The organism is Acinetobacter sp. R933-2 (genome assembly GCF_030325485.1).
In the GTDB taxonomy this organism is placed as follows: Bacteria; Pseudomonadota; Gammaproteobacteria; order Pseudomonadales; family Moraxellaceae; genus Acinetobacter; species Acinetobacter sichuanensis.
The window spans coordinates 245603-268547 of sequence record NZ_JACAIJ010000005.1; the positions used below are offsets into that span (position 1 = coordinate 245603).

23 protein-coding genes are annotated in these 22945 nt (G+C 34.6%); 12 read left to right on the top strand and 11 right to left on the bottom strand.

Annotated features, from left to right (window positions below):
* Positions 1–39: 39 nt before the first annotated feature.
* The gene (gene ispF, locus HX005_RS08135) at positions 40–531 is read right to left on the bottom strand and encodes a 2-C-methyl-D-erythritol 2,4-cyclodiphosphate synthase (protein ID WP_107009017.1); all 492 of its coding nucleotides are present in this window, start codon (positions 529–531) and stop codon (positions 40–42) included.
* Positions 532–631: 100 nt separating this feature from the next.
* On the opposite strand from ispF, the gene HX005_RS08140 reads away from it, so the two are divergent.
* The 3 genes from HX005_RS08140 to HX005_RS08150 all read left to right on the top strand — a co-directional run bounded on the left by HX005_RS08140 (position 632) and on the right by HX005_RS08150 (position 3775).
* Positions 632–1282 (top strand): A1S_1983 family putative colistin resistance protein, encoded by a 651-nt coding sequence (locus HX005_RS08140; protein ID WP_286376967.1) that lies wholly within the window; start codon positions 632–634, stop codon positions 1280–1282.
* A gap of 201 nt (positions 1283–1483) precedes the next feature.
* Positions 1484–2524: an AlbA family DNA-binding domain-containing protein gene (locus tag HX005_RS08145; RefSeq protein ID WP_286376968.1), complete on the top strand. Its 1041-nt coding sequence runs from the start codon at positions 1484–1486 to the stop codon at positions 2522–2524.
* Between the two features lie 273 nt (positions 2525–2797).
* Positions 2798–3775, top strand: a complete 978-nt coding sequence (locus HX005_RS08150) for a hypothetical protein (RefSeq protein ID WP_286376969.1) — start codon at positions 2798–2800, stop codon at positions 3773–3775.
* A 59-nt stretch (positions 3776–3834) separates the two neighbouring features.
* On the opposite strand, the gene HX005_RS08155 is transcribed toward HX005_RS08150, so the two are convergent.
* The 4 genes from HX005_RS08155 to HX005_RS08170 all read right to left on the bottom strand — a co-directional run bounded on the left by HX005_RS08155 (position 3835) and on the right by HX005_RS08170 (position 6956).
* Positions 3835–4368: a GNAT family N-acetyltransferase gene (locus tag HX005_RS08155; RefSeq protein ID WP_286376970.1), complete on the bottom strand. Its 534-nt coding sequence runs from the start codon at positions 4366–4368 to the stop codon at positions 3835–3837.
* Between the two features lie 201 nt (positions 4369–4569).
* Positions 4570–5421: an EamA family transporter gene (locus HX005_RS08160; RefSeq protein ID WP_286376971.1), complete on the bottom strand. Its 852-nt coding sequence runs from the start codon at positions 5419–5421 to the stop codon at positions 4570–4572.
* A gap of 82 nt (positions 5422–5503) precedes the next feature.
* Positions 5504–6541 (bottom strand): class II fructose-bisphosphate aldolase, encoded by a 1038-nt coding sequence (gene fba / locus HX005_RS08165; RefSeq protein ID WP_107009023.1) that lies wholly within the window; start codon positions 6539–6541, stop codon positions 5504–5506.
* A gap of 130 nt (positions 6542–6671) precedes the next feature.
* Positions 6672–6956 (bottom strand): hypothetical protein, encoded by a 285-nt coding sequence (locus HX005_RS08170; protein WP_286376972.1) that lies wholly within the window; start codon positions 6954–6956, stop codon positions 6672–6674.
* Positions 6957–7334: 378 nt separating this feature from the next.
* Between HX005_RS08170 and HX005_RS08175 the strand changes: the two genes are divergently transcribed.
* The 4 genes from HX005_RS08175 (at position 7335) to HX005_RS08190 (ending at position 10346) form a co-directional block, all read left to right on the top strand.
* Positions 7335–7514 (top strand): hypothetical protein, encoded by a 180-nt coding sequence (locus HX005_RS08175; protein ID WP_107009025.1) that lies wholly within the window; start codon positions 7335–7337, stop codon positions 7512–7514.
* A 284-nt stretch (positions 7515–7798) separates the two neighbouring features.
* The gene (locus HX005_RS08180) at positions 7799–8953 is read left to right on the top strand and encodes a hypothetical protein (RefSeq protein ID WP_286376973.1); all 1155 of its coding nucleotides are present in this window, start codon (positions 7799–7801) and stop codon (positions 8951–8953) included.
* A gap of 9 nt (positions 8954–8962) precedes the next feature.
* Entirely contained in the window at positions 8963–9811 is an 849-nt protein-coding gene (thiM, locus tag HX005_RS08185) for a hydroxyethylthiazole kinase (RefSeq protein ID WP_286376974.1), read from the top strand.
* Positions 9812–9977: 166 nt separating this feature from the next.
* Positions 9978–10346, top strand: a complete 369-nt coding sequence (locus tag HX005_RS08190; protein ID WP_286376975.1) for a hypothetical protein — start codon at positions 9978–9980, stop codon at positions 10344–10346.
* A gap of 28 nt (positions 10347–10374) precedes the next feature.
* Here the strand turns inward: HX005_RS08190 and tsaA are convergent, their stop codons facing one another.
* Positions 10375–11094: a tRNA (N6-threonylcarbamoyladenosine(37)-N6)-methyltransferase TrmO gene (tsaA, locus tag HX005_RS08195; RefSeq protein ID WP_286376976.1), complete on the bottom strand. Its 720-nt coding sequence runs from the start codon at positions 11092–11094 to the stop codon at positions 10375–10377.
* A gap of 105 nt (positions 11095–11199) precedes the next feature.
* Between tsaA and HX005_RS08200 the strand changes: the two genes are divergently transcribed.
* The 4 genes from HX005_RS08200 (at position 11200) to HX005_RS08215 (ending at position 16542) form a co-directional block, all read left to right on the top strand.
* A complete protein-coding gene (locus tag HX005_RS08200) occupies positions 11200–11979 on the top strand; it encodes a ferredoxin--NADP reductase (RefSeq protein ID WP_107009029.1) in 780 nt (259 codons plus the stop codon).
* Between the two features lie 388 nt (positions 11980–12367).
* The gene (locus tag HX005_RS08205) at positions 12368–13765 is read left to right on the top strand and encodes a GntP family permease (RefSeq protein ID WP_286376989.1); all 1398 of its coding nucleotides are present in this window, start codon (positions 12368–12370) and stop codon (positions 13763–13765) included.
* A gap of 38 nt (positions 13766–13803) precedes the next feature.
* Complete coding sequence (locus tag HX005_RS08210) at positions 13804–14964, top strand: iron-containing alcohol dehydrogenase (RefSeq protein ID WP_286376977.1); 1161 nt, start codon at positions 13804–13806, stop codon at positions 14962–14964.
* A gap of 81 nt (positions 14965–15045) precedes the next feature.
* Positions 15046–16542 carry a CoA-acylating methylmalonate-semialdehyde dehydrogenase gene (locus HX005_RS08215; protein ID WP_286376978.1) on the top strand — a complete coding sequence of 499 codons (1497 nt, stop codon included), beginning with the start codon at positions 15046–15048 and terminating at the stop codon, positions 16540–16542.
* A 68-nt stretch (positions 16543–16610) separates the two neighbouring features.
* On the opposite strand, the gene HX005_RS08220 is transcribed toward HX005_RS08215, so the two are convergent.
* Entirely contained in the window at positions 16611–17363 is a 753-nt protein-coding gene (locus HX005_RS08220; protein ID WP_286376979.1) for an IclR family transcriptional regulator, read from the bottom strand.
* Between the two features lie 276 nt (positions 17364–17639).
* Here HX005_RS08220 and HX005_RS08225 point away from each other — a divergent pair, with 276 nt between their 5' ends.
* Positions 17640–18896, top strand: a complete 1257-nt coding sequence (locus HX005_RS08225; RefSeq protein WP_286376980.1) for a mechanosensitive ion channel family protein — start codon at positions 17640–17642, stop codon at positions 18894–18896.
* A gap of 299 nt (positions 18897–19195) precedes the next feature.
* Here the strand turns inward: HX005_RS08225 and HX005_RS08230 are convergent, their stop codons facing one another.
* The 4 genes from HX005_RS08230 to HX005_RS08245 all read right to left on the bottom strand — a co-directional run.
* Entirely contained in the window at positions 19196–19411 is a 216-nt protein-coding gene (locus HX005_RS08230; RefSeq protein WP_107009034.1) for a hypothetical protein, read from the bottom strand.
* Positions 19412–19581: 170 nt separating this feature from the next.
* Entirely contained in the window at positions 19582–21570 is a 1989-nt protein-coding gene (tkt, locus tag HX005_RS08235; protein ID WP_286376981.1) for a transketolase, read from the bottom strand.
* 324 nt (positions 21571–21894) lie between these two features.
* Positions 21895–22710 carry a hypothetical protein gene (locus HX005_RS08240; RefSeq protein WP_286376982.1) on the bottom strand — a complete coding sequence of 272 codons (816 nt, stop codon included), beginning with the start codon at positions 22708–22710 and terminating at the stop codon, positions 21895–21897.
* A 39-nt stretch (positions 22711–22749) separates the two neighbouring features.
* Positions 22750–22945, bottom strand: a 196-nt coding sequence (locus tag HX005_RS08245; protein ID WP_286376983.1) for a hypothetical protein, incomplete at its 5' end; no start/stop codon positions are given.

Consider the following 22945-nt stretch of genomic DNA (forward strand, 5'->3'; position numbering starts at 1 on the left):
GAAATAAAGCATCAATCTCTATTTCAGCAATTTTTAACATTATTTACTGTGATGACTAATCAACACTGTCGCAGTCGATAAAATTCCTTCCTGACGACCTGTAAAACCTAACTTTTCAGTCGTCGTTGCTTTAATGCTAATCTGAGTAACATCAACATCCAATACATCTGCAATACTTTGACGCATTGCTAAATTATGTTTTGCTAATTTTGGACGCTCGCATGCCACAGTAATATCAGCATTATTGAGTACATAACCACGATCTAAAATAAGTTGATACACATGTTTTAAAAGTTTACGACTATCGGCACCTTTAAACTCTGGATCTGTATCTGGAAAATGCTGACCAATATCTCCTAAGGCTAAAGCACCAAGTAATGCATCACTGAGCGCATGCAGAACAACATCCCCATCAGAATGTGCTTTTAAACCTTGTGTATGCGGAATTTGAATCCCTGCTAAAGTCACAAAATCACCTTCTTCAAAGGCATGCACATCCATTCCTTGCCCAATACGAATCGGTATGATCATTTTCAGTTCCTTTATGCGATGTTTAATTTTTAAAAATCTTGTATTCGTACTTTCGAATTCGTATAGTACGGATGCAAACATTGTGAAAGTATAAGCGATCATGCTGTTGAATACAGAATTTAATCCTATTCAAAACCTTTTATCTGGTTTTATTTTAAGCTGTGCCCTTACTTCAGTGGCGCACGCTTTGCCTATTGACTGTCAACAGCAAAACACTACTGTCTTAAAGAAAATATGCTCAAGTCAATTTGAAAGTTTACGCACAGAATTAAATGAAAAATATTTAACAGCATACCTTATCACTGATGCGCCTATTCGCTTACTTTATGATAGTAACCGCCTTTGGTTAAATCGTTTACAACAATGTAAATCAAGTGAATGCTTTCAACAACAATTTGATATTCGTTTAGAAGATTTAAATTTTTATACCTCGATGAATCAAAGTTTAACGCAACATTTTATCAAATATGAACAAGGGGAAATATCCAAACAACCTGTTCACATTCAAGTACATCAACTCACCAAAGATCGTATTAAAATTGAAGGCTTGGCTTATCGAAACCCAAATAATCACAAAGATAAACAGATTATTTCTTTATTATCTTATACCACGCCTGATAAAAAAAATGAGATTCTAGATAATGAACATGATTGTAAATATCGACTTGATTTTCAAAAAGCTATTTTAACGATTAAAACAGAGCAAAAAGGTTGTGAGCGTTTTAGTGGAGTGTATCGCTTATATGATTGATTATCGCCTGACTTTAACCCCTTGTATTTTTATTTCACCAAACTGAAATATTTGGTATATTTTCTAACAATTTTAGTGCATCAAATAACACCGTATCTTTATTTCTAAATATAAATCACTTATACATAAGGTGATATAAATAGTCTGTTGACATATTTGTTGAAAATACAAAACACCATACAGTCAAGGAAAAGGTGTGTGATGGATTTAAACACATATATCACCAATAAATTTAAAAACTTTAATGAGTTTTTAGAAACCCATTGGCACGACTACCCCAATAGCTATAAAGAAATCCAAACGTTATTATTTTTTCAGTCCTATACTACCAAAGAGCTTTCTGAAAAATTTGAAATTAATATTTACCAATCTTTAAAATATTCCACACTGAAACATTATTTTCAAAAAATAGAAAAATATATCGACACTCCTCCTAAACAACTTTTTCCTGCTTCTTTCCATCGCCCCTATGAACATATTTTAAATGAGTTTAAATATTTAAGTTTTTATCAAGAGCCTTTTGAGTTTCAAAAAAAAATTATACGAATAAAAGAAACTTTTAATAAAATTTCAATCCCGATCCATAGCCATGAAATTTATAGTGAAATTTTAAAGATTTTAAATCAGAGTTTTGATTTTTTAGCAGACTCAGATGTTTCTATAGAGCATAAAATCAAACTGATTTACCAATGGCAAAATATTCACAATCTTGAAACCGTAGTCGCTTATACATCCTTAGAAAAGATTAAAACGACCTTGCAACATTATCAGCAAAAGCCCCATATTGATTATTATCTCAACTTAATTCATCTTGGAGAAAATCAACGCGTTGAATTTAAGGAACGTACTACAGACTTATTAACTAACCGCAAGTCTGATAAATGGGCAAAAGCTTGTTTTGCCTTTATGAATACACGAAATGGTTATGTATTTATTGGGGTTTCTGATGATTTAAAAATTGTGGGAATAGAACAAGAAATGCAAGATTTTTTTAATAACTCGTTAGACTTGATGAAACGTAGTTTGATTGACAAACTCGCGCATGAAAGTCACAAAATTTCCAATATTTATTCTACACTTGAAGATATTCAAATTCATGGAAAAACTATTTTAGTGTTTAAATGTAATAAAGCTGATCGACCACTTTATTATAAAGGTGAACTTTTTATGCGTACTAATGCTCAAACAACTCGCGTACCGCCTGAGTTGATTGAAAGTTTTAGAGAAGCATTTTATTGTTGAATACTCAGAATATAAATAAATAGAATATCTTTTTTATTTCTACTTATGTTGTGATCAGTAATTGATTTTAATGCCTTTTTACCTCACACACGATATTAAACTAATGTGTGCTGAAATAACGCGAGCTAGGTCGGTTCAACTTAAATTTTATTTGTGTAACAAAACCGCCCTATTATTAATTTAAACTTACAATATTATTTACTTTATTTATTAAAACATTTAAGCTTTTAAGTTCTAAAACCCAAAAAATTCCAAGATTAGGAATAAAATATAATGAAAAAATACTCACTTACATTGCTCACGTTATCTATATTCATGACAGGTTGTGGGGGTGGAAGTAGCAATGATAGCTCTTCGACTCCAACGACTCCAACGACTCCAACGACTCCAACGACTCCAACGACTCCAACGACTCCAACGACTCCAACGACTAGTGTATTTGAAGGTACGGATTCATTTTCTTATTTTTATCAAAATAATGGTGATATTGATATTTCACGTGTTACACGAAGAATTGATAAAGATAAAGTATTTGTAAGTGAAAAAAACATTACAAATCCGAGTGATATTAGGACTCCTCAAATTAATACTAATGGTTTTCTCACAGAGAATATCTATATTCCACCTTCAGAAAAATCAAGCCTTATAACAGAAGAGTTTGTCGCATTTATAAATAAAATAGAAACAACCAACTGGAATGAAATCTATTATTTACATTATAGCCTTCCTGCTGATACACAAAGAAAACTTGATTTTAAAGTCAAATATTCAATAGATGATTTATCAGGACTTGAACTCACAGAAAATATACTTGGGATCTATGATACCAATCCAAAACTGGATCGACTTTTTAATGCTCATGTGAAATTCCCTGAAGGGGCAAAATATATATGTTCAGATTATGTGAGTACTAATCAAGACTTTTTAACCTTTAGTCCTAATTATTGGGAATCTGACTTCAAAACATCAAATTTTTACACCAATAGCACAACATACCCTCAAGCTAAAATTTATGGCAATTGGTTAAATCATTCTTGGATGTACTTGAATGATACATCCGAGAACTACCTTCCTGCCGCGATAGAATATTCTTACAAGGGAAAAACTGGTGCTGGCGAAGGACGATATCACTTTGCAAATGATGATAGCTTTGAGGAAACCACTATTTTTAGCAAAAATAATCAATGCTATCAGTTTAATAAAATTGCTGCTGACACTATACAAAAAGCTATTGAAACCTACTATAAATAACTTTTAAAACTCAAGACCTACGTCCACGTAGGTCTTGAAATAGGTAAAATTGATAGCAATTAACCAGTAACTAAATTTGTAAGATGTTGTTGAATCTCTTTCCATTCATCTTTCACAATACTATAAATCACCGTATCTCGAATTGAACCATCTTTTCTTAAAGCATCCTGACGTAAAACCCCATCACGTTTTGCTCCAATTCGTTCAATCGCTTTTTGGCTTTTTAGGTTCAAAATATCTGTACGTAAAATAACTGAATTGAGTTGTAAAACTTCAAAAGCATGTTGCAACAAAAGAAATTTGCACTGCGTATTAATATGGCTACGTTGCACAGATTGTGCATACCACGTATAACCTATTTCTACTCGGCACACATCCCAATCAAAATCTCGAAAACTGGTTGTACCTACAATCTGCCCTGTATGTTGATCCATGACCACAAAAGGAATACGTGTACCTTCAGATTTTTGCGCTAAAGCTTTACGAATATATATTCCCATTTCTAAATAATGAGGCACAGACGTATAATGTAATTCCCATAAGCGACCATCTTGACAGACTTTCATCAAGTCTGGTTCATGTTCTTCACGCATGGCAATAAGTTGTACTTAGTTTTGATAAAGTGAAGCATATAGCGTAGAAAATAGGTCTTGATTCATGGCACATACACCACTACAAAGAAAGCTCTCGCCTATTTTCCACTCTATTTCTTAAACTTTTATGATCAAAATATGATGTTTTAATGACTTTATAACCAAATTAATATTTGAATCGACCTTTGAAAAACATAAAGCTTAGATCGCCAAAGCCAAACATATCACGCCAATTAATCCTAAAAATAATCCTACTAAATTGAATAATTTCAATTTTTCTTTAAAAATAATCAGTCCAGCAGCAACACCCAATAACACCACCAAAATATTCATACCTGCAAAAACAATAGCTGGAGAATCCTTTAACAATATATGTGCCTTAACATACAGTGCAATATTGGCAAAATTTAATAGCCCTAAAGCAAGACCAGCCACCACATTTTTACTTTGCCATTGTGTTTTTTTAAGTACCAAATAAACAGTCGTAAAAATAAACGCCGCAATAAACATTAAGTTTAATGTCACAGCAAATTGTAATCCCAAACTCGTTGTATATTTTAATAAAATATCAACCAGCGCATAACCAATCCACACACTCAATAAAAAGAAAATGCCTTGTTGTTCAACGGTATGCTCAACTGATTGTTTTTGTGAAAGAACAATAAAAAGTACTGCAACTATTCCTAGAACCGTACCCACCATTTTCAAGGTATTAAACTGTTCTTGAAATAAAAAATAAGCTGCTAATAAAGACAAAACTACGGATAAACGCTGAGCAAGTTCAGTTTTGAGAATACCTGCTGTTTGCAAAGATTTTGCTAGACATAAAAAAATACTGGGTAAAACCACGCCTAAAACAATAATCAGCCACCATGGTGTATTCAAAATTGAAATATGAGCAAGATCAGGTTTAAACCAAAAATAACTTAAAATACTGGCTATTACATAATTCCATGCAATCATTTGCAAGGTATCATAACCTTTGTTTTTTGCAATTTTAAGCAGGATCGAAACCAGTACACTACACAAGGCTGCTGAAAAAATAAGCTCCATTACGATCCTTTTATTCCATTTTTTAGTTCAAGAAAAAGCCCACAAAATGTGGGCTTTTATTTTATAAATAATCTAATAACAATTATTTATAACGTTCAACCATTTTCTCTAAAGAAATTGGACGAATTTTATCTGCATTACCTGCTGTACCAAATGCTGTATAACGATCTACACAGATTTGTTTCATCGCATCTACAGTTTTTGCAAAGAATTTACGTGGGTCAAATTCACTTGGTTGCTCAGCCATCATGCGACGCATTGCGCCTGTAGATGCTAAACGTAAATCTGTATCAATGTTGATTTTACGTACACCGTGTTTGATCGCTTCAACCAATTGCTCAACAGGAACACCATAAGTTTCTTTGATGTCGCCGCCATATTGATTAATCACAGCCAACCATTCTTGTGGCACAGAACTTGAACCGTGCATCACAAGGTGTGTATTTGGAAGTGCCGCATGAATTTCTTTAATACGGTCAATTGCCAAAATGTCGCCTGTAGGTGGACGTGTAAATTTGTACGCACCGTGTGAAGTACCTACAGCAATTGCAAGCGCATCAACATTCGTATCGGCAACAAAACTACGCGCTTCTTCAACAGAAGTGAGAAGTTGTGAATGGTCAAGTACGCCTTCTGCGCCTACGCCATCTTCTTCACCCGCCATACCTGTTTCAAGGCTACCCAAACAACCAATTTCACCCTCAACAGAAACACCACATGCATGTGCCATTTGAACTGTACGACGAGTGACATCAACATTATATTCATAAGATGTTGGTGTTTTGCCATCTGCACCCAAAGAACCATCCATCATCACTGATGAAAAGCCTAATTGAATTGAACGCTGACATACATCAGGGTCTGTACCATGATCTTGATGCATTACCACTGGAATATGTGGCCATTCTTCAATCGCTGCCAAAATAAGGTGACGTAAGAATGGAGCACCTGCATATTTACGCGCACCTGCCGAAGCTTGCACGATTACAGGTGAATTTGTTTCATCTGCGGCTAACATGATTGCACGCATTTGTTCTAAGTTGTTTACGTTAAACGCTGGAACGCCGTAATTGTGTTCACCGGCATGATCCAAGAGCTGGCGCAATGAAATAAGAGCCATAATATCCTCCCAGGTAATGTGGCATATTCTACCCTGTGATTTGTTTCAATTCAGCAACAATATTGACTATTTCAAAAAAAAGCCCTGCAAATGCAGGGACTTTTAACAAATAACAACAAAGCGATTTAAATTATTGAGCTTTTGCAGGTTCTTCAGCTACTTCAGGTGTTGCCGCATCTGCTGGTGCATTGGCTTTCTCAGCAGGAACATCTGTATTTTTTTCATCTAATACAGGTTGATCCAATGCATCAATCGCTGCTTGTTGTTCTGGCGTTACTTTTTCTGAAGTCGCTTCAGGTGCAACCGCGGCAGAACTTGAACCTTGCTCAGCAGCAGGTGCTTTTTCTTGTTTTGAGCAAGCAACTAAAGTTAAAGGAGCAATAAGAAGTACAGCAAGTGCAAGATTTAATTTCATCACATTTTTCCACAACGGGTGATTTAATAGCACTCAGTTTATTTCAGATATATTTCATTTTCATGACTAAAAAGTGAATAAACCATTGTGCTTTATGTCACTTTTATTTAATAACTTTCAATAAGTGCTCAACAGTCTGTGATTGCTGTTTATTTTAAGCCATTTACACATTGTCAATTTATAACTGTTCACTCTGGTACGCTTTGCTTATACTTTATACATATCACATAAATTTTTAAAAATGCGTTAAACATCAAATATTATGTTAATTTTCATGTATTTTACTTACATAAAAATCACATATCACAACACATTAAACATATTTTCTTCTTTAAAGTTCGGACTCTCGTTTTAAACTTATTTTTTTAAGGATTATACATGAAAACTGTATCCAAGCTTTGTCTTGCTGCTCTCATTTCTACACAATGTGCAATTGCTATTGCTGCTGAAAATCAAGCAGAAACACCTGCTGCGACTGAAGCTGTTGCTCAAGAAACTGTCGTTGTGTCAGAAGCTTCTGCTAGTGCAGTTGTAGCAACTGAAGAAGCTGCAAAATAAGTTTAAATCAATTAAAAGCCTTATATCAACGTGAGGCTTTTAGTTGATACTTATTCATTTATAAATGTGATTTTTCAACCAAAAAATAGCCATCAAAACCACTTATCTTCAATGAACATAACACGCATTTTTTAACGTTTCTAACCCGCTTTCTAAAACCCATATTATAAAAAATAGTTTTTGAATTTTTTGACCATTCAACGTTTCTCCATACTCAAAGTGAAAATTAGCATTCTATGACATAAAATTTTATACTCATGTCAACTTTAGCATTTAGATTAATTATGGCGCTCCTAATTCTACAAAAAGAACATGATGAAAGTAGTTTTTGTCCTCTTTGTAAAGCCTCTATGTTTCTCGTTTCAGCTGAACTCAATGATGTTCCTTTAGAATATTTTGAGTGCACACATTGTGAACATAAAATATCTGAATCAGATGCGATGCAGTGTACCTGTCAAAACTGTTCTCAAAACTTACTTTCACCTAAAGATGAAGCTAGTCCAAACCATAAAAAGGTTTTAAATATACGTCCACTTTCAAGTTTATATTTAATTGATAAATTATTTTTGCTCTCTGTTTTAGAAAAAACCATACATAATGATTATTTTGAGCATGAGTTTATTAATTTTGAAAAATTAAAATGGGAAAAATTAGCCTCGACTTATTCTCTACAAAATACGATTCTCTATCGGCTTGAAAAATATCATGTGATTAGTAAAAGAAGAATGGTCACTTTAAAAGATGATGACAATAGCTATTATCTTGATGTTCGAGTTGACCGCTTTTTAGAACCATCACTATACACAATTTATCAAAGATTAAGACAATGGTTTTTTGAAGATTTTAAATATGGCGCACCATTTCAACAAGCTGAGGAAGTAAAAAATACGCTATTCATTATTTTTTATAATGAAATTGTTGAATTTACTCAATATTATTGTAAAAGATTAGGTGTTAAATTTTCAGGAAATAAAAAATTTAAGGATTATTGCGATTATTTATTAAACTACCTATCCTTAGGTCAAATTTATTATATGATTCAAACTGCATTAGATTATTTACACCAACAAAATAATGCGCTTGATCTTCAAAATACAGATTTTAATAATACCAACAAACTCCGTAAAACCCTTGAAGAATATCGTCGAACATCGATTGAAAGAAAATTTGAAATTTCGACTTTACCTCGCCCATTCGATTTAAAATTCAGTCGTATGAGTGAAATATTTTTATTCCAATTTATTAAATTAGATGAAAATTATATTGCTCAAACGATTCAGCATATTTGGCATAATATCAAACCGCGTATGGAGTTTTTTTCAAAATTTAATTGTATGCACTGTGGCTCTACAGAATTAAGTATCGAATATGATGCCAATAACTCAATTTCGACATTTTGTAATCGTTGTAAACACCAAGACCATTACTTTACTCAGTAAGGACTGAATATGAATCAGCTTGAAAATATTTCTGCACAATCCATTCAAACAGAAACTTTACTTGAAAAAGTGATCGAAGCTTGGACATTACTACATACACAACAACCCTTGGTTCACTGTATTACCAATAGTGTTGCAGCTAATTATGTTGCAAATGTTCTACTTGCCGCAGGAGCTTCTCCTGCCATGATTGACAACCCTTTTGAAGCTGAAAGTTTTGCAAATATCGCCTCAGCCCTAAGTATAAATCTTGGTACGCCAACAACAGAACAAATGCAAGCAATGAAAATTGCTGCCCAAACTGCTCAAATCAAAGCAATGCCTTGGGTACTTGACCCTGTCGGTTATGGTGCATTTTTAAAGTGGCGTAGCGAAATGGTCGATCAACTTGTTTTATTAAAACCCACGATTATTCGCGGTAATGCTTCAGAAATCAGTACGCTAGCAGGAAATCAAGTACAATCCAAAGGTGTAGATAGTACGCTTGCAAGTGATGATGTTTATCAAACCGCCTTAACACTTTTAGAATGTACCGAATGTGTTGCAATCTCAGGTGTGTCTGATTTTATTTTATCAAAAGAATTAGACATCACCATTAAAGTCAATGGTGGCAGTTATTTACAACCCAAAGTGACTGCAACAGGTTGTGCTTTAGGTGCCTTAATTGCAGCCTATGGTGCTGTTACAACGCCCACATTAGCAGCATTAGCAGCACATATCCATTTTGCTATTGCAGGTAAACTCGCTTTTGAAAAAACGCAATCTGTAGGCAGTTTTAATGTGGCATTTCTAGATGCAATTTATGAAATAAATGCTGAAAAAATTTATGAATATGCCGACTTTGAAGTTTTAAAATAATTTAACGCTAAAAAGGCTTCTTTGAATTAAGTCATCTAGAAAGAAGCCTAAAATATTTGATAATTAAATAGAGCTTCAATCTATTGGCAGTTTTTGGTTCATAATCCAATAAATGTTTTAAATCATGAGATCATCGGTTAAATCACACAAACACTGAAGGTTAAATATGCATCATGTTATATTAAGTCATATTAAAAAAATTGAAGATTATTGGAAATATACGCTCCCCTTATATTATCAAAAAATTCTAATTCATATTATTCAAGACCAAGCTATTTTTGAAGTTGAATGTAAAGAGAATGAAGAAGATGTTTTTATTTGTTTTTATAATGCTTTTGACCTCATTGAACGTAATAAAACCTACCAAATCCAAGTTCATGAGCCTCATTATTTAATGATTGGACAAGAAGGTGATCAGGGATATTTCATTTCCAATATCGAAAATGATTTGACTTTATATTGTTTAGATCTAGGTGCGATTGGTCGCTTAGACATGCAACCATTTACACAAGATCTCAATATTTTATTTCTATAAGTTTCTAATGAAATCTTGTGTAAAAAAATCAGGCTAAGACTTGCACCTCAATAATTTCAATGTCTATTTGGCTGACCTTAAAGCTCACATCTAAATTAGAAAATTTCATTTTATACACACGTGATTCATCTTCTTGATAGGCTGGACGTGGGTCTAAAGACAGCACTTGTTCAAGTTCATATTGCGTTTGTGTTGTAATTTTCTGAGTTTTAAATAAATTTTCTAAAGTTAATTGTACATTTTCAGACCAAACAACTTTTTTTCTGATCGGCTCTTGTTGTGCATAACCACTCGTCGCATTCATCAGAGCATCTGAATATTGAATATAAGGCTTGATATCAATGATTGGTGTGCCTTCTAATAGGTCACTTCCCGTTAAATAAATACGTACCGATTTTCCTACTTTTTCCACTTTTTTAAGTTGTACCACTGACAAACCTATAGGTGCAGGACGATACATACTGCGTGTTGCAAACACGCCTATTTTTTTGTTTCCTCCTAAACGAGGTGGACGAACTTGTGATCTAAATTTATGATTTTCTTCTATATTTTTATTTTTATGAAATTGCCAAACCAACCATAAATGACTAAATTCTTCAATTCCTTCAAAGGCTAAAAGATCATTATAAGGTGCAAGCATCTCGATATAAGATTCAACTTGTACCAAATTGGGTTGGCGTGGAATACCAAATTTTTCCTTGTAAGGAGAATGCATATAACCAATAATAGGCAAAGTCAACTCAGTCATAATCACTTTTTCTGATAAGCTCAATTAAATATATTCAGTTTATCGAGAATGATTTTAGATTAGAATAGTAAGCTGTTCTAATTTGATAATTTATTGAGACCTTTAATGGCTGCTTTCAACGTCGAAAAGATTACTCACGTACACCACTGGAATGACACATTATTCAGTTTTAAAACGACACGTGATACCACTTTACGTTTTAAAAATGGTCAATTTGTGATGATTGGACTTGAAGTCAATGGTAAGCCTTTAATGCGTGCTTATTCTATTGCAAGTGCTAACTACGAAGAAGAGTTAGAGTTTTTCTCTATTAAAGTACCAGATGGTCCTTTAACTTCAATTTTACAAAAAGTAAAAGTCGGTGATGATATCCTTATTTCAAAAAAACCAACAGGAACATTAGTTCTTGATGATTTAAATCCGGGTAAAAATTTATATCTTCTTTCTTCAGGCACAGGTCTTGCACCGTTTTTGTCAACGATTCGTGACCCTGAAACTTATGAACGCTTTGAAAAAATCATTGTTGTTCACGGCACACGTTTTATTTCAGAACTAGCTTATCAAGATCTAATCTTAGATGAACTTCCAAATCACGAGTTTTTCCAAGAATTAGGTATTCGTGAAAAATTAGTGTATTACCCAACTGTGACACGTGAAGACTTCCATACGCAAGGTCGTGTAACCACTGCAATTGAATCAGGTCAACTATTTGAAAAAATTGGTTTACCACGTTTCAACCCTGAAACTGACCGTGCAATGTTATGTGGTAGCCCTGCTTTCCTTGATGATGTTGCAGCTTTACTTGACCAACATGGTCTTAAAGAATCACCAAAAATGGGTGTGTTAGGTGACTACGTGATCGAACGCGCATTTGTAGAAAAATAATTATTGTTTCAATATAAAAAAACCGAGTCTAAGCACTCGGTTTTTTATTATCCAAAAAATATAAATTGAGATTATTTTCCTCTCTTATGCTTCAAAACAATCAAAAGTGTTCATTTTAAGAAAAATATTCAACAAGCTTCAACTGATTAAGTACATCATACCCAATCTTTAAAATAAAAATTAATTCATATTTTTCAATATAATATATTCTAATTAATCACTTCATGCGCTGTTATATTTTCTTTCTTAACATAATTTTTGGATATTTTTTAATACCTAGAAGTGTTGTCAATCGTTGCTGTTGACTTATGTAAAATTACGCTATATAAATTAATAATGATACGAAATGTATCATTATATGGATATTATAAAAACAGGACGTAAAACAATGATCGGGCTTATCGGAATAATCCTGTCTTTGATATTGCTGATGTATTTAGCGTATCGAGGCTACAGTGTCATCATACTTGCACCACTATTGGCACTTTTTGCTGTACTTTGGAGTGGACTCAGTCACGAAGTATTAGGTTTTTATTCTCAAATTTTTATGACAGGTCTAGGCGGTTACATCATCAAATATTTCCCTTTATTTTTGTTGGGAGCAGTATTTGGTAAATTAATGGATGACTCAGGTTCAGCAAAAACAATTGCGAATTTTTTTGTTGAAAAATTAGGGCATAAACGTGCCATGTTATCGATTGTATTATCTTGTGCAATCTTAACTTATGGCGGTGTGTCCTTATTTGTGGTTGGTTTTGCAGTATTTCCGATCGCAGCTGCATTATTTAAAGAATTAGGTATTCCGAAACGTCTGATTCCAGCAGCCATTGTATTAGGTGCTCTTACATTTACCATGACAGCACTTCCTGGCACACCTGCAATTCAAAATGCGATTCCAATGCCATTTTTTAATACAGACTTATATGCAGCACCAGGTTTAGGAATTCTAGCCTCTATTTTTATTTTATTTTCAGGTATGTGGTGGCTCAATAAACGTGTTAATTCAGCACATTTAAACCAAGAAGGTTATGGTCAACATGTTGAAAGTCATCATTATTCAAAGGAATTAACGCAAGGCGAAAGTCCGAGTTTAATGATCGCCATGACTCCGATTTTTGTCGTTATCATTACTAACCTTGTTTTAACTAAACTTATTTTACCAAATCTAGATACTGCTTATTTAGCAACGGATAAATTTGGGAATACTTCTCTCAGTTCTGTTGTTGGTTTATGGGCAATCATTTGCGCACTGATTCTTGCTTGCCTCACGATCATTGTTTTAAATTGGAAATACATTGCAGATTTAAAAGATTCTTTACAACAAGGCGTGTCTTCATCATTTTTGCCTATTTTCAATACTGCCTCTGAAGTTGGTTATGGTTCTGTCATTGCTTCATTGGCGGGATTTATTATTTTGCGTGATTTTTTAGTCGGACTTGCACCCAATAACCCGCTTATTTCCGAAGCGATTGTCATTAACGTGCTGGCTGGTATCACAGGCTCGGCTTCTGGTGGTTTAAGTATTGCACTCAATACAATGGGTGAAACTTATATGAATTTAGCGCAACAATTTTCCATTTCTCCAGAGCTCATGCATCGGGTCGCTTCCATGGCATCAGGTGCACTTGACTCACTTCCTCATAATGGTGCTGTTATTACGATCATCGCTTTATGTGGTTTAACACATAAACAATCTTACTATGACATGTTCATTATTGCTGTGATTATTCCATTAATCGCATTAATAGGCGTAATTACGCTTGGCACAATGTTTGGTTCTTTTTAACTCAATAATTTAAAAATGATAAATGACAAGGAAATTTTATGTCGCATAGTATTCAACTCCCTCGTATGATGGAAATTGGTAAAAATTCACGCAGCAAACTGCCTGATATTTTGGGGGCGCTGGGTTGTAAAAAGCCCTTAATTATTACTGATAAAGTGATGGTGTCTTTAGGTTATATCACTAAAATTCAAGATATTTTGAATAATGCTGGTATTGATTCTGATTTTTTTGACCAAACCATTCCAGAACCGACTTCGAGTTCTATTGAAGCAGGCGTTGAACATGTCAAAACACATCAATATGATGCCATTATTGCTGTTGGTGGCGGTAGTCCGATTGATAGTGCAAAAGCGATCAGTATCTTAGGAAAGTTTGGTGGCAATATTCGTGACTATAAATTTCCCCGCCAAGTCAATGAAACAGGTTTACCGATCATTGCCATTCCAACGACAGCAGGTACAGGCTCTGAATGCACTCGTTTCACGATTATTACTGATGATGCCACAAGTGAAAAAATGCTGTGTGCAGGAATTGGATTTTTACCTGTCGCAGCCATTGTGGACTATGAGCTGACCATGTCATTGCCTGCACGTACTACGGCAGATACAGGTATAGATGCTTTAACACATGCAATTGAAGCTTATGTGAGCAAAAAAGCCAGCTTATATAGTGATGCCCAAGCACTTGCAGCGATGAAGCTCATCGCTCCAAATTTACAAAAAGCGTATCACCAACCTGATAATGAGCAAGTTCGTGAAAAAATGATGCTTGGCTCTACCCTTGCAGGCATTGCATTTTCCAATGCTTCTGTAGCGTTGGTACATGGGATGAGTCGTCCGATTGGTGCGTTTTTCCACGTTCCACACGGGCTTTCAAACGCTATGCTTTTACCGAGCATTACAGCTTATTCAATTCAAGCAGCACCTGAACGTTATGCAGATTGTGCTAAAGCAATGGGTGTTGCACATATTGATGACCCAGATGACAGTGCCAATGAAAAATTGGTTCAAGCTTTAATCGAAATTAATCGCGATTTGCAAGTTCCCACATTGGCTGAGTTTGGTGTACAAAAAGCTGATTTTGATCAAGTTGTGCAAACAATGGCTGAACAAGCTTTAGCTTCAGGTTCTCCAAACAACAATCCACGTGTTCCAAGCGTCAGTGAAATGGTGCAGTTATACCAACAACTTTGGTCATAACTAAACTTTTTAAATGCATTAAATACACCACACTTTTATAACAACTCAATGATTTAACAGTTTTTTCAGAGGAAATTTATCATGGATATGATCGGACATTTTATCAATGGTGCTATCAATTACGACCATACACGCACTCAAGCAGTTTATCATCCATCAGAAGGGATACAGGGCAAAGAAGTTGCAATTGCAAGTAAAGTCACGGTTGAACAAGCGATTGCTGCCGCAGAAGCTGCTTTTCCTGAATGGCGTAATACACCTGTCATTAAACGTGCACGTGTTATGTTTAAATTCAAAGAATTACTTGAAAAAAATGCTGATAAAATTTGCCAGCTCATTGGTGAAGAACACGGTAAAATTGTGCATGATGCCGCAGGTGAATTACAACGAGGTATTGAAAATGTCGAATATGCTTGTGGTGCACCCGAGTTTTTAAAAGGTGAATTTAGTAAAAATGTTGGACCTTCTATTGATTCTTGGAGTGAATTCCAACCACTCGGTGTCGTTGCAGGAATTACGCCATTTAATTTCCCTGTGATGGTGCCACTCTGGATGTTCCCTATGGCAATCGTCTGTGGCAATACTTTTGTGTTAAAACCTTCAGAACGTGATCCTTCATCAACCTTATTTATTGCACAACTTTTAAAAGAAGCAGGCTTACCCGATGGTGTATTAAATGTTGTGAATGGCGATAAAGAAGCGGTTGATACTTTACTCCATGACCCACGTGTAGAAGCTGTGAGTTTTGTAGGTTCAACGCCAATTGCCGAATATATTTATAGTACAGCAACATCACAAGGTAAGCGTTGCCAAGCTTTGGGCGGAGCAAAAAATCATGCCATTGTCATGCCAGATGCAGATTTAGATAACGTTGTGAGTTCACTTCTTGGTGCTGCCTTTGGCTCATCAGGTGAACGCTGTATGGCGCTCTCTGTCGCTGTTGCTGTCGGTGATCAAATCGCTGATGAAATGATTGAAAAATTATCTGAAGCAATGCAATCTCTAAAATATGGGCATTTTTCAGATAAAAATAATGATTTTGGTGCTGTGATTACAGCACAACATAAAACCAAAGTCGTTGGTTACATCGACAGTGCAGAACAGCAAGGTGCCAAGATTGTCGTTGATGGTCGAAAAGCTGCTCCTGCTGGCTATGAAAATGGTTTTTATGTGGGTGCAACACTCATTGATCAAGTTCAACCTGAAATGACCAGCTATAAAGAAGAAATTTTTGGTCCTGTATTACAAGTGGTACGTGTAAATAGCATGCAAGAGGCAATGGATTTAATCAATGCGCATGAATATGGTAATGGCACCTGTATTTATACCCGTGATGGTGAAGCAGCACGCTATTTTAGTGATCATATCAAAGTAGGGATGGTTGGTATTAACATTCCACTACCAGTGCCTGTGGCTTACCATAGTTTTGGCGGTTGGAAACGTTCATTATTTGGTGATTTATCTGCGTATGGTCCAGATGGTGCACGTTTTTATACACGTCGTAAAACCATTACTCAGCGTTGGCCAACAGCAAATGTCCGTGAAGGTGCACAATTTGCCATGCCAACTTTAAACTAAATTTAATCTCTTTCACGATGAAAAAAACCGCAATAACCATTGCGGTTTTTCTTGTTAAATCTGATGGTTTATTTGATGTTGATCAGTTGCTCCAAATCCTGTGCTGCTTGACGCAATAAAGGTTCGAAGTTTAATAAATCCTGTAGTGATTTACGTATAGTCGGCGCATGCGTATACAAACAGGCAATAATTGCATCATCTTTTAAAATAGGCACTGAACAAGCCACCATTCCTGCAATAAATTCCTCATCATCTGTTCCCAATTGCTGCTCAAAAATTTGTTTTAAATTTTGTGCGAGTAAATGAGGCTCAACAATGGTATTTTTTGTGAGTGAGCAAATCGGCAAAAGTTCTAAAATTTTCTTTTGTCGCTCAACAGCTAAAAAACTTAAAAAGAGTTTACCACTTGAAGTACACCATAACGGCACAGTTGAACCTACAGGTAAATAAACTTGTAAGGGCCAATTGGTTTGTACTCGGTCGGTATAAAGCATTTGGTTATCATTTAAAATTGCAATACCACAGGTTTCTCCAATTTGATCAGAAAGTTTCTGTAAAATTGCCATGCGTTCCATTTTACGTGGTTCTTGCTCCCATGAGCTGATCAGCAATTTATAAGTGCGATCACCAATCACATAGCCGCCATAAGCATCATATTTCACAAAACCTTGGCTTTCTAAGGTTTGTAATAAACGATGAATACTCGGTTTAGGAATATCCAATTCAACCGCTAAGTCTAAAGGCGTAGGTGGATGTTTCGCAGTCGAAATTGCTTCAAGAATATCAAGCACTCTGGTAATAGAAGAACCTTTTTTATTCATTTTTTCATTTCATTAAAACATAAATCAATTCAGTTTAAGTTAACATAAGATACTGTAGGTATAAATCTTTATTCTATTTTTCCAAGCTTATATATTGCATGATTTAAATTAAAAATTTTTAGGCTAAATAAAATAAAAAAATAATCATCAACAATATAAATCGTTTGTTTGTGGTGAAAAACTTTATCTTAAATGTAGCTAAATCGTTACCCAAAAACATATTGTCATTATAAATCAATAAAATATTTCACTCGCAATTTAATAGAGGTTTTAATTTTGGAAAAGTTTACTTTTATCCAAAACATCCAAGATTGGTCAGATCAATATCCTTGGTTAGAAATGTTGACATCCTTGAGTATTCTGATCTTGTTTGCATTACTTGCTAATTTTATTGCGAAACAAATCGTTGTACGAGGTATTCGTCAACTGATTTCTAAATTAAAATTTGCTCATAGTGAAATTCTATCAGAACATAGTGTCATTCGCCGTATCGCAAATATTGTTCCTGCGATTATTATTATTAATGGAATTTTAACTGTTCCTCATTTATCTGTTAAAGTTATTACTGTTATTCAAATGCTTTCTCAAGCATTTATTTTTCTGACAATCGCATTAGCAATTAGTGAATGTCTCAGTATTTTTAATTTATTTTATCAAAATACTCCTAAATCACGTAATAAACCCATCAAAGGTTATTTACAACTTGTTAAATTAATTATTTATATTGTTTGCGGTTTATTAATTTTAGGTACATTTTTAAAGAAAGATGTCTTTAGTTTACTTGCAGGCTTTGGTGCAATGGCGGCTGTACTTATGCTCGTTTTTCAAAATACGATTTTGTCAGTTGTCGCATCGGTACAAATTTCTTCTTATGATATGGTACGTATTGGCGATTGGATTGAAATGCCTTCTCTCAATGCAGATGGTGATGTTATTGATATGTCATTACATACGATTACTGTACAAAATTTTGATAAAACATTTACCACTATTCCAACCAACAAGCTCGTCACTGATACTTTTAAAAATTGGCGAGGAATGAAACAGTTAGGTGCTAGGCGTATTAAACGCTCTATTTTTATAGATCAAAATAGTGTGCATTTCCTAAGTGCACAGGAGCAGAAAAAACTAAATGCTTTTTTATTATTAAATACCTATTTAGATAAAAAACAGAGCGAATTAAAAGAGTTTAATCAACAGTTTTTAAATGATGCAACATTCAACCAACGTCGCTTAACGAATATAGGAACTTTTCGTGCTTATGTTACCGCTTATTTAAAGCAGCATTCAGGTATTTCTCAAACTCAAACAGTTATGGTCAGACAAATGCAACCAACCAGCGAAGGTTTACCATTGGAAATTTACACTTTTGCCAATACCACAATTTGGGGAGATTACGAGATGATTCAATCTGATATTTTTGATCATCTGATGGCAATCTTACCTGAGTTTGGTTTGAAAATTTATCAAGCCCCTTCAGGCTCCGATCTACAAGCCATGTTTCAGCAAAATCATATTGTAAATCACGATTAACATTTTTCATCTTAAAGATGAATATTTCATTGCACTCGGCTTGGGTGCAATGGAGATTCATTTTAAAAAATACAGGGATTGATATATGCAACTTTATCTTTCAAATGAAATAGAAATTCTAGTGCCTTGAAGTTACAGCTATTTTTATCTAAATTTAATCTTTCTAATACGCTTAGAAACCAATTTAAGTCGTTCATTCTCTAAAATACTATTTTAAAAATTTTAATTTAAACTATTCCGAATCTATATCGGAAAAAACTAAAGCCCCATTTCGGAGCTTTATATTTACCAATTTCAACTTACAACTTTTCAACCAGAATTCGATCGATTTGCTTTAAACCTGTTTGCTTTTCATGGTTTTTGCGACGGATTTTGATTTGCTTGTCATCTGCTAAATCTTGCAATAACAATTCTACAGCAACCATTGATTCAAGCGGTAAATCTTGACCAATCCATTTTTGCTCACCCGCATCCATTAGCACAATTTCATCGCTAATTTGTTCATAAAGACTCATATTTTCCTCACTTATGGTATTTAGATCACCATATCTCATGAAAACGAAATGACGCAGGACACTATATACCTTTTAATAAAAACTACCAGTAAAATTTGATCAATTTACAAACAATTCATAAAATAAAAAACGCTCCAATTGGAGCGTCTTTAAAGAGTTAAATTAAAACATTAAGCTGTTAATTCTTTAACTGCATTTACAACAGCTTCAGTGGTAATACCAAAGTGCTGGAATAATTCTTTAGCAGGTGCAGACTCACCATAAGTGGTCATACCGATCACTTTGCCGTCCAAGCCAACAAATTTCCACCAGTAGTCTACATGCGCAGCTTCAACTGCTACACGTGCACGAATGTTTGCAGGAAGAACAGCTTCACGGTATGCCGCATCTTGTTTCACAAATTCTTCAGCACATGGCATAGACACTACACGCACACCTTCAAGTTGTGCATATGCTTCCATTGCCAATGAAACTTCTGAACCTGTTGCAATGATAATCGCTTTCAATTCACCTTTTTCTTTCGCCAACACATAACCACCTTTAGCCACATCAGCAATTTGTTCTGCTGTACGGGTTTGGAATGGTAAGTTTTGACGAGAGAAAATAAGTGCTGTAGGACCTTCGCTACGTAACAATGCAGATTTCCATGAAATAGACGCTTCTACAGTGTCACATGGACGCCAAGTGTTTAAGTTTGGTGTACCACGTAAAGATGCAATTTGTTCGATTGGCTGATGTGTAGGACCATCTTCACCCAAACCGATTGAGTCATGAGTATAAACATGAATTACACGTTGTTTCATCAATGCAGACATACGTACTGCATTACGTGCATATTCCATAAACATAAGGAATGTCGCAACATAAGGAATGAAACCGCCATGAAGTGCTACACCATTGGCAATGGCTGTCATACCAAACTCACGTACACCGTAATGTACATAATTACCTGCAGCATCAGACTCAACACCTTTGGCACCTTTCCAAAGCGTCAGGTTAGAACCTGCTAAGTCAGCAGAACCGCCCAAAATTTCAGGAAGTTGTGGAGCAAATGCTTGAATCGCATTTTGGCTTGCTTTACGTGTAGCAATGGTTTCAGCTTTTGCATTTACTTCAGCGATATATGCATCTGCTTGAGCAACAAAGTCCGCAGGTAAATCACCATTTAAACGACGTTTTAATTCAGCTGCTTCAGTTGGGTATTTTGCTGCATAAGCTGCAAAAACTTCATCCCATGCAGATTCAGATGCAGTGCCTTTGGCTTTAGCATCCCAAGCTGTATAAACATCAGCAGGAATTTCAAATGGACCTTCTGTCCAACCCAACGCTTCACGAGTTAATGCAATTTCATCATTACCGAGTGGCGCACCGTGGCAATCTTCTTTACCTTGTTTGTTTGGTGAACCTAAACCAATCACAGTTTTACAAATGATCAATGTTGGTTTTGCTGTTTCTGCTTGTGCTTCAACAGTTGCCGCACGGATTGCATCAGCATCATGACCATCTACACGAAGCACTTGCCAGCCATAAGCCAGGAAGCGTTGCTCTGTATCATCAGAGAACCAGCCTTCTACTTCACCATCAATTGAGATGCCATTGTCATCATAATAGGTAATGAGTTTGCCTAAACCTAAAGTTCCTGCAAGTGAACATGCTTCATGGGAAATACCTTCCATTAAGCAACCATCACCAAGGAAACAGTAAGTGAAGTGATCAACAACTTTAATGTCTTCTTTGTTGAACTGTGCAGCAAGCGTTTTTTCAGCAAGCGCAAAGCCAACCGCATTGGCAATACCCTGACCTAAAGGACCTGTCGTGGTTTCAATTCCAGGCGCATAACCTAGCTCTGGGTGACCCGGTGTTTTTGAATGCAATTGACGGAATGATTTTAAATCTTCGATTGAAAGATCATAACCTGTCAAATGTAATAATGCATATTGAAGCATTGAGCCATGACCATTTGAAAGTACAAAGCGGTCACGGTTCGCCCATTGTGGATTTGTTGGGTTGTGATTTAAAAACTCACGCCACACCACATCTGCGATATCCGCCATCCCCATTGGCGCACCTGGATGTCCAGAGTTTGCTTTTTGCACAGCATCCATTGCGAGTACACGAATTGCATTGGCAATACGACGTTCATTCAGCGGGGTTGTCATAGATCAAAGTCCAATAAATATAAAAAAATAAGAGAATGAATAAAAATTCAAAACTGCCGTATATTGTCGTAAAAAAAATGAAGGGCGTAAAGCCTGTTCAGCTATAAATATTAAAACGCAACGCAATAGAACAAAAAAACACCAATAAAAAGAACATTACAACATTAAAATGACAAAATTATGATCTTTGTTCTATAAAAAATTCAGTGCCTTAGAATATCTTTATATCAAAAATAAAGATTAAAATGCTGATCATGAATCATTTATAAAATTAAGTATTTAGTTGAATAATATAACATTAAAATAATTTGATATTAAATCAAGTTATATACGATAAAATTGATTAATTCGATCTAAAATTTCTTTGCGATCTAATGCAAATTCTTGTCCTTCAAGTGCTGCAATATGATTCACTAAATTTTGAATGTGAGAGCTTAAATCCTGAAAACTACCTTCTAAAGTAAATAAATATGCTTGATAAGCAACCGATAAAGAATCATAAGGTTCTATATTTTTGACGACTTGAGCCAAATCAATCAATAAGTCTTTATCTAATTGTGATAATTTAGCGGTCTGAATTACTTCATTTCTTTCAGCTATTTTAATATTCGCAATACATTCAAATAATAAAGAAGAAGCTTGATTTAAATGAACAGCTTGCTCAGTTAATAAGTGATTATCTACAGTCGACTTAAGTAGAAAAATAATAGAATCATCTTTTAAATTATAAACATTCATCAAAAACACAATAGCTTGTTGAAAAGTCGTAATAATCCATTCTCGTTTTTCATCTAAATCTTGTTCATAAAAATCCGTATCATAAATTTGGCTCATTAAGCTATTTTGATAAATATTATTTATAGAAGAATTAAACTGTAAATCATAATAAATTTCTTTTTTAAATTTCCATTTATTTATATTCCACTTATCATCTTCCAAAAGATATTGTTGCTTATTTTCAGTATGATCAAAAATACTAGATTGTGTTGAAATTAAAAATGATTCTATATCAAAATTTTTATTAAGCTCTACAACGAATGCATATATACCACTACTTTTATAATGATAATAAAACTCTTGAAATGTATCACTAATTAACATTTTCAATTGTTCTGTTTGTTTGAGGTTTATATCAATCATACTCATCTCTATAATCTAAAAAAACAGATTTTATTTAAATTAATTATAATCAAATATGAAATTACTTAAAACCTTTATATTAAAAAATATCAAAGTATCATGAAGATGCTTTACTATTTTTATATAAGTAAGACTAAAACTATCTTTCCTTCCCCCATAAAAAAGCCCCCTCGCTTTGAGGGGGCTTTTAGATTTAAAAGCTGGCGATGACTTACTCTCACATGGGTAACCCCAC